We start from the raw sequence: 7,965 nt of genomic DNA on the forward strand, positions 1-7,965 counted from the left end.
GGACGGGCTCGCTCCCGTCGAAGTCGGCGGCGCCGGGGCCGGGCGGGAACGGGGCCGCGGTCTCGATCAGGTGCTGGTAGTACTCCAGCCACTTGGCGCGGTTGACGGTCACGGCGGCGGTGACGCGCCCGCGGTAGCCGTAGACCGCGACCAGGCGGCGCTCACCGGGCGAGCCCTGGGCGATGACGACCTGGTCGGAGAAGGTCGGCACGCCGACCGACTTGATGTTGAGGCCGAACTGGCTGGACCAGAAGGCGGGCACGGTCAGATGCGGCCGCCGGTCCGGGCCGCGGCTGATCATGTTGTGGGCGGCGACCTCGGCCTGGGCGACGGCGTTGCCCCAGTGCTCCAGGGCGAGGAGCTGGTACTCGTACAGCGGGTGCGGGAAGCGGGCGACGTCACCGGCGACGAAGATGTCGTCGGTGACGATGCCGTACATGTCGAACACGCGGCAGCCCGCGTCGCAGGCCACGCCGCGGGGCCCGGCGGCGAGGCCGGTGCCGGCCAGCCACTCGGTGTTGCGGACGGCACCGAGGGCGACCACGGCGATGTCCGCGTCGATCCGTTCGCCGTCGTCGAGCACGGCGCCGGTCAGGCGGCCGTCGCGGCCGGTGAGGGAGGTGACCGTCACCCCGCAGCGCAGGTCGACGCCGTGCGCCCGCTGGAGCTTGGTGGCGAAGGCGCCGACCGTACCGCCGAGCGCGCCGATGAGGGGTGCCCGGCCACGCTCGACGACCGTCACGGCCAGCCCGCGCTCCCGGCACGCGGAGGCGATCTCCGATCCGGTGAACCCGGCGCCGATCACCAGGACGCGGCGCGGGCCGGCGTCGAGGCGCTCGGCGAGGCGGCCCGCGTCGCGGCTCGTGCGCAGGGTGAACACCCCGTCCAGGGCGGCTTCCCCGGGGTCCGGCCAGGGGCGGGCGCGGGTGCCGGTGGCGATCAGCAGCCGGTCGAAGTCGAGGCGTTCGCCGTCGGCGAGGAGCACCTGCTTCGCGAGCGGGTCGAGCCCGGTGGCCGGGACCCCGAGTCTCCAGCGGGCGTCCAGCGGGCGGCGGGCGGGCAGCCCGCACGCGTCGGCGCGCGTCCGTCCGAGCAGCACTCCCTTGGACAGCGGCGGCCGGTCGTACGGGGGGTCGGGTTCGTCACCGACCAGGGTGAGCTCGCCGGTGAAGCCCCCGTCGCGCAGCGCCTCCGCTGCCCGCAGCCCGGCCAGCGAGGCGCCGACGACGACGATCCGCCCGTCCCGGGCGTCACCCGGCACCGGTGCCCGCCTGTTCGCCCGCGAGAACGGCCTGCACGGGGCAGGCGGCCACCGCCCTGAGCACCTTCTCCCGCTGGTCCTCGGGCACCTCCGGGCTGTACATCAGGGCCTCTTCACCGTGCAGTTCGAACACCTCGGGGGCGAGGAAGACGCACTGGGCGTAGCCCTGGCAGCGGTTGAGGTCGACCACGACGCGCATGCGAACACTCCCTCCACTGCCCCGTTCCGTCCCTGTGTATCCCTTTCCGTCCTATCATCCGGGGCGGCACGGCGCCGGTGGTGCTGCTCCGACAGGGAACACTCGACAGGATGAACCGGGTGAGAGAAACGAAGCAGTCATCGGACCATCAGGAGGCGGCCACGATGCCGACGGAAGCCCCACTGGAAAAAGACCTGCTGGAAGCGGTCACCGCCCTCTACCTCGACCTCCACGCCCACCCCGAGCTGTCCGGCGCGGAGGCGCGGACAGCGGGCCGCCTGGCCGCATGGCTGCGGGCGGAGGGCTGTCAGGTGACGGAGAACGTCGGCGGCCACGGCGTCGTCGGCGTGCTGGAGAACGGCGACGGCCCGCGCGTGATGCTCCGCACCGAACTCGACGCGCTGCCCGTCGAGGAACGCACCGGCCTGCCGTACGCGAGCCGCGTGACGCGTCCGGTGCCGGTGATGCACGCCTGTGGTCACGACCTGCACGTGGCGGCGCTCGCGGGTGCGGTGAGCGTGCTGGCGCGCGGCCGTGAGCGGTGGCGGGGGACGGTGATGGTGGTGGGCCAGCCCGCGGAGGAGACGCTGCTGGGGGCGCGGGCGATGCTCGACGACGGCCTGTACGAACGGTTCGGCCGCCCCGACGCGGTGCTGGCCCAGCACACCGCGCAGCTCCCCGCGGGCACGGTCGCGCACGGCACGGGACCGATCATGGCGGGCAGCGCCGCGCTCGACGTGGTGATCCACGGGCGCGGCGGCCACGCCGCCCAGCCGCACCTGTGCGTGGATCCGGTGGTGACGGCCGCGGCGACGGTGCTGCGGCTCCAGTCGGTGGTCGCCGCCGAGACGACACCGGCGGAACGGGCGGTGCTCACGGTGGGCCGCCTGAACGCGGGGAGCCGCGGCAACGTCATACCCGACCGGGCGGAACTCGGCCTGACGATCCGGGCGTTCTCGGAGTCCGCGGTCGACCGGATCGTGGCCGCGGTGGAGCGGATCGTACGCGCCGAGTCCGCCGCGACGGGCTGCCCGCGGCCGCCGGAGGTCACGGTCACCGCCCGCTCCCTCGTCAACGTCCCGGATCCCGGTCTCACTTCGGCGGTCCGGGAGGCCCATGCGACGGCCTTCGGCCAGGAACGGGTGACGGGCTTCACCCCCTTGACGGCGACGGAGGACTTCCCGCTGTTCGCGGCCGCCGAGGGCGTACGGTCGGCCTACTGGCTGCTGGGCGTCGTGGGCCGCCGCCAGTGGGCGGAGGCGGCAGGCACGACAGCCACGGAAAAACTGGCGTCCCTGCCGCCCCACCACTCGCCCCGCTTCGCCCCGGACCCCGAGGTGTCGCTACCGGCGGGGGTACGGGCGATGGTGACGGCGGCGCTCAGCGCACTGGCCGACTCAGCGGACTCAGCGGCGTAGCCACGCCGCGATCGCGGGCCCCATCACACCCGTGTGCGAGGACTGGAGCAGCTCGCCATGACGGGCCGCCACCTCGTGCACACGGATCTCACCCGCGACGTGCGCGGCCCATTCCGAAGGCGAGCGGTCCGCCCCGTCCGTCGCGCGGACGAAGAGGACGTCGCCGTGGAACATGCGGGACGCGAACGCGTCCTGCATGCGCGCGTTGTCCACGAACACCCGGGTCAGGGCACCCGTCCTGTCCTCGCCGAGGAGAGCGAGGGGGCTGTCCGCGGAGGCGCCCGCGTCCGGGTCGTGGCCGAGCGACTCGTAGACCGCCCGCAGCGCCTCGGCCTCGGACAGTTCGCCCAGGGTCCCTGATGGCGCTCCGGGGAGCACGGGATAACTGTCCAGCAGGACGAGCGAGGTGACGGTCTCGCCCGCTTCCTGGAGGCGTACGGCCACCTCGTGGGCGACGATGCCGCCGAACGACCAGCCGAGCAGCGCGTACGGGCCGTTCGGCCGCACGGAGCGGATCAGGGCGAGGTAGTCCTCGGCCATCTCCTCGACATCGGCGGGCGCGGCCTCGGGCACGGTCAGGCCGCGAGCCTGGAGGCCGTGGACCGGCCTGCCGGGGTCGAGGTGACGCAGCAGCCCGGAGTACACCCAGCTGATGCCCGCGGCGGGGTGCACGCAGAACAGCGGGATCGCGTCCGGGTCCTGCCCCTTGCGCAGCGGCAGCAGGGCCGAGAGCGGGTCGCCGCCGCTCCCCGCGCCGAGATGCGCGGCGAGGCCGGCGACCGTGGGCGCGTCGAACAGGTCACGGATGCCGATGGTGTCCATGCCCAGGGCCGCGCGGGCGCGGGCGACGAGCTGAGCGGCCTTGATGGAGTGCCCGCCGAGCTGGAAGAAGTCGTCGTCGACGCCGATGGACGGGATCCCGAGGACGTCGGCGAACACCTCGCGCAGGATGCCTTCCCGCACCGAGCTCGGCCCGCGGCCGCCGTGCGCCGCGCCGGGCTCGGGAGCGGGGAGGGCCCGGCGGTCGAGCTTGCCGTTGGGTGTCATGGGCAGCGCGTCGAGAACGACGACGGCCGTGGGCACCATGTGACGCGGCAGCGTGGCGGCGGCGTACCGGCGGAGCTCCGCCGGGTCGACGGGCTCGGTGACGACCGCGTAGGCCACGAGCTGGACGTCGCCCGGCCGGTCCTCGCGTGCCACGGCCGCGGCCTGGGCGACGGAGTCGTGACCGGCGAGGACGGCGGCGATCTCGTCGGGTTCGATGCGGAAGCCACGGATCTTGACCTGGTCGTCGCCACGACCCACGTACTCCAGCACACCATCCACACGCCACCGCACCAAGTCACCCGTGCGATACATCCGCTCACCGGCAACACCGAACGGACAGGCAACGAACCGCTCGGCGGTCAGATCCGGACGGTTCACGTAACCCCGCGCGAGCCCGGACCCGGCCACGTACAACTCACCGACCACACCCGCCGGCACCGGCCGCAAACCCTCATCCAGAACATAGGAACGGTGATTGGCGAGCGGCCGCCCGATCACCGGCCGCTCATGCTCATCCACACGGGCATACGTCGTATACACCGTGCACTCGGTCGGACCGTACGTGTTGAACGTGACCGTACCCGTCCCGGCCGCCTTGCCCAGATCAGCCCACAGAACCTCGTCCGCCGCCTCACCACCGATCTCCAGCAACACCGGCCGCGAAACACGCGACGCATCCAGCAGCCCGAGCTCCAGAAGCTGACGGCAATACGTCGGCGTCATCTCCATATAGTCGATGCCCGCCTCCGCCGCATAAGCGACCAGCGCATCCGGAGCCCGACGGACATCATCACCCACCAGGTGCAGCTCATGCCCGGCCAGCATCCAGATCAACGGACTCCACGAAGCATCGAACGTCATCGCACCCGTCAACGCGGCACGCAACCGACGCCCCTCCGGGAGCACCGCCCCATACACCTCACCAACATGCGCATGGAACAGGTTCACCAGGGCCCGGTACTCGACCAGGACACCCTTCGGACGTCCTGTAGACCCGGAGGTATAGACGAGATACGCGGGGTGGCCAGGCAGCAGAGCCGTACGGCGATCGCCGTCGGTGACATCGGTATCCGCCAGCCGCGCCAACTCCGCACCGACGGACGGATCATCCAGCCGCACGGTGGCGTACGGTGCCGCCTCGGCCGCGCGTTCGGCGCCGTACGCGTCCGTGACCAGCACCGCTGCCCCGGAATCGGCAAGGATGAGCGCGATCCGCTCGGCCGGGTACTCGGGATCGACGGGGACGTAGCAGGCACCCGCCTTCATGACCGCGAGCAAGGTGACGACGAGGTCGGTGGCCCGGGGCAGCAGGACAGCCACACCACGGTCAGGACCGGCACCCCGCTCGATCAACAGCCGCGCCAACCGGTTCGCCCGCGCGTTGAGCTCCCCGAACGTGAAGGTCGCATCGGCGGCGACCAAGGCGGTCGCATGCGGAGAGCGCCGCACGTTCGCCTCGAAGATCTCCGGCAGGAGACGACCATCCGTCCACTCCCGCTCCGTGGCGTTCCAGTCCGTGACGAGCCGAGCGCGCTCATCGGAACCGAGCAGCTCGATCGAGCCCACCGGCGCCCCGGGGTCCGCGGCCACGCCCTCCAGCAGACGCCGCAGCCGGTCGGCGAGCGACACCGCGGTCACCCGGTCGAAGAGGTCCGCGGCGAAGCTCACGACTCCGCTGATGCCGATGGGGTTCCCGACCTCGTCCCGCTCCTCCACGAACGTGAAGTCGAGGTCGAACTTGGGCGGAGTCGAGCCGAACGGCTCGGGCTCGACGGACAGCCCGGGGAAGCCGGTGTCGCCCTCGGCGTTGTTCTGGAGGACGAGCATCACCTGGAACAGCGGGTGCAGCGTCCCGGAACGCACCGGATTGATCTCCTCGACCAACCGCTCGAACGGCACGTCCTGATGCGCGAACGCCGCCAGATCCGTCTCGCGTACGCGGGCCAGGAGCTCGCCGAAGGCCGGATCACCGGACACATCCGTCCGCAGGACCAGCGTGTTGACGAAGAAGCCCACCAGGTCGTCCAGTGCCTCGTCGGACCGGCCCGCCACGACCGTGCCGAGAGGGATGTCGGGCCCCGCGCCGAGCCGGGACAGCAGAGCCGCGAGTCCGGCCTGGAGCACCATGAACAGCGTCACCCCGTGCTGCCGCGCCAACGCCTCCAGCTTCCCGTGCAACTCGGCACCCAGAGCGAACTCGAAGGAGTCGCCCTCGTGGCTGGGCAGCGCGGGCCGCGGGCGATCGGCGGGCAGGGCCAGTTCCTGGGGGATGTCCTGGAGGACCCGGCGCCAGTGGGCGAGCTGGTCGTCGAGGACATCGGCGAGCAGGTCGCGCTGCCAGAGCGTGTAGTCCGCGTACTGCACCGGCAACGGCCCCCACACCGGTTCCCCACCCGCACACCGGGCCGCGTACGCCGTGGCCAAGTCCGCGAGCAGCGGCCGCTCCGACCACCCGTCGCTCGCGATGTGATGCAGAGCCAGGAGAAGGACGGTCTCATCGGCACCGAGGGTGAACAGGGCCGCCCGGAAGGGCAGTCCGGCCTCCAGGTCGAACGGGGCGAAGGCCGCCTGGGAAAGCAGCTCGGCCAACTCGTGTTCGGGGCACTCGACCACGGTGAGGTCGACATCGGCATCGGCGATGTCCACCACGAGCTGGCGGGGTTCGCCGTCGACGGCCGGGAAGCGGGTCCGCAGCGTCTCGTGACGGGCGACGATGTCGGTGACCGCCAGCCGCAAGGCGGCCGTGTCGACCTGCCCACGCAACCGGAAGGCGAAAGGCGCGTTGTAGGTCGCCTGCTTCTCGAACCGCTCCAGGAACCAAAGGCGTTGCTGCGCCGACGACAGCGGCAGGACGTCGGGCCGCTCCGCGACAGCCCGCAGGGGCACACGGGGGGCAGTAGCCGTTGCCTCGCCGACGCGCTCGGCCAGCAGGGCGACGGTGGGCGCGTCGAAGAGGTCCCGGATGCCCAGCTCGACACCGAGGGCGGCACGGACGCGGCTGATGAGCCGCGTGGCGAGGAGCGAGTGCCCGCCGAGGGAGAAGAAGTCGTCGTCAATCCCGACGGACGGCACGGCCAAGAGCTCGGCGAACACCCCGCACAGGATCTCCTCCTGCAGCGAGCGCGGCCCACGGCCGTCAGCGGCCGACCGACTCTCGGGGGCGGGCAGGGCACGACGGTCGAGTTTGCCGTTCGGCGTCATGGGCAGCGAGTCGAGAACGACGACGGCCGCGGGAACCATATGGCGCGGGAGGGCGGCGGCTACATACCGGCGGAGTGCCGTGGGGTCGACCGGTTCGGTCATGACCACGTACGCGACGAGTCGGACGTCCCCGGGCCGATCCTCGCGGGCGACGACCGCGGCTTGCACCACCGCGTCGTGGCCGGTCAGGACCGCCGCGATCTCACCCGGCTCGACGCGGAAACCACGGACCTTGACCTGATCGTCGCCACGACCCACGTACTCCAGCACACCATCCGCACGCCACCGGGCCAGATCACCCGTGCGATACATCCGCCCACCCGACACACCGAACGGACAGGCAACGAACCGCTCGGCGGTCAGACCGGGGCGGCTGATGTAGCCCTGAGCCAGACCCGCACCCGCCACATACAGCTCACCCACCACACCCACCGGCACCGGACGCAGCCCCTCGTCCAGGACATACACCCGCTTGTTCCCGACCGGACGACCAACCGGCAGATGGGACTGCGCGAGATCCGCCGACTCCACCGCGTGACAGGTCGTGAAACCCATGCTCTCAACCGGGCCATAACCATTCCCCACACGGAGTTCGGGATACCGGCCGAGAATCCTCGCCACGTGCGCGACCGAACCCACCTCACCACCGGTGAACGCCACCCGCACACCATCAAAAGCAGCGGGGAATTCATCCACCAGGTGATTGAACAGGCTCGCCGACAGCTGAAGCATCGTCACACCATGCTCCGCCACCAGCCGCTCGATCACCGCAGGCTCAGGACTCTGCCCCGGCTGCAACACACACACCGCACCATGCAACAACGCACCGAACAACTCCA

General features: G+C 71.6%; 4 protein-coding genes. 1 reads left to right on the forward strand and 3 read right to left on the reverse strand.

Features of this window, described 5'->3' with window-relative positions:
• Together K6I34_RS26375 and K6I34_RS26380 are read right to left on the reverse strand one after the other, a co-directional pair.
• On the reverse strand, window positions 1-1,261 hold a 1,261-nt coding region (locus K6I34_RS26375; protein WP_229329246.1), incomplete at its 3' end, for an FAD-dependent oxidoreductase.
• Window positions 1,251-1,460 carry a ferredoxin gene (locus K6I34_RS26380; protein WP_229329248.1) on the reverse strand — a complete coding sequence of 70 codons (210 nt, stop codon included), beginning with the start codon at window positions 1,458-1,460 and terminating at the stop codon, window positions 1,251-1,253. The genes K6I34_RS26375 and K6I34_RS26380, both read right to left, overlap by 11 nt.
• A gap of 164 nt (window positions 1,461-1,624) precedes the next feature.
• Here K6I34_RS26380 and K6I34_RS26385 point away from each other — a divergent pair, with 164 nt between their 5' ends.
• Window positions 1,625-2,878, forward strand: coding sequence for an amidohydrolase (locus tag K6I34_RS26385; RefSeq protein ID WP_229329250.1), 1,254 nt, complete (start codon window positions 1,625-1,627; stop codon window positions 2,876-2,878).
• Here the strand turns inward: K6I34_RS26385 and K6I34_RS26390 are convergent.
• Window positions 2,867-7,933, reverse strand: a complete 5,067-nt coding sequence (locus K6I34_RS26390) for a non-ribosomal peptide synthetase (RefSeq protein ID WP_308294063.1) — start codon at window positions 7,931-7,933, stop codon at window positions 2,867-2,869. The two genes, K6I34_RS26385 and K6I34_RS26390, sit on opposite strands and share 12 nt — an antisense overlap.
• Between the last annotated feature and the right edge of the window lie 32 nt (window positions 7,934-7,965).

The sequence above is a fragment of the Streptomyces sp. UNOC14_S4 genome, assembly GCF_020740835.1.
Lineage (GTDB): Bacteria > Actinomycetota > Actinomycetes > Streptomycetales > Streptomycetaceae > Streptomyces.

Coding starts and splice junctions, on each gene's coding strand:
- K6I34_RS26380 (WP_229329248.1), bottom strand. CDS start 1,460: ATGCGCGTCGTGGTCGACCTCAACCGCTGCCAGGGCTACGCCCAGTGC.
- K6I34_RS26385 (WP_229329250.1), top strand. CDS start 1,625: ATGCCGACGGAAGCCCCACTGGAAAAAGACCTGCTGGAAGCGGTCACC.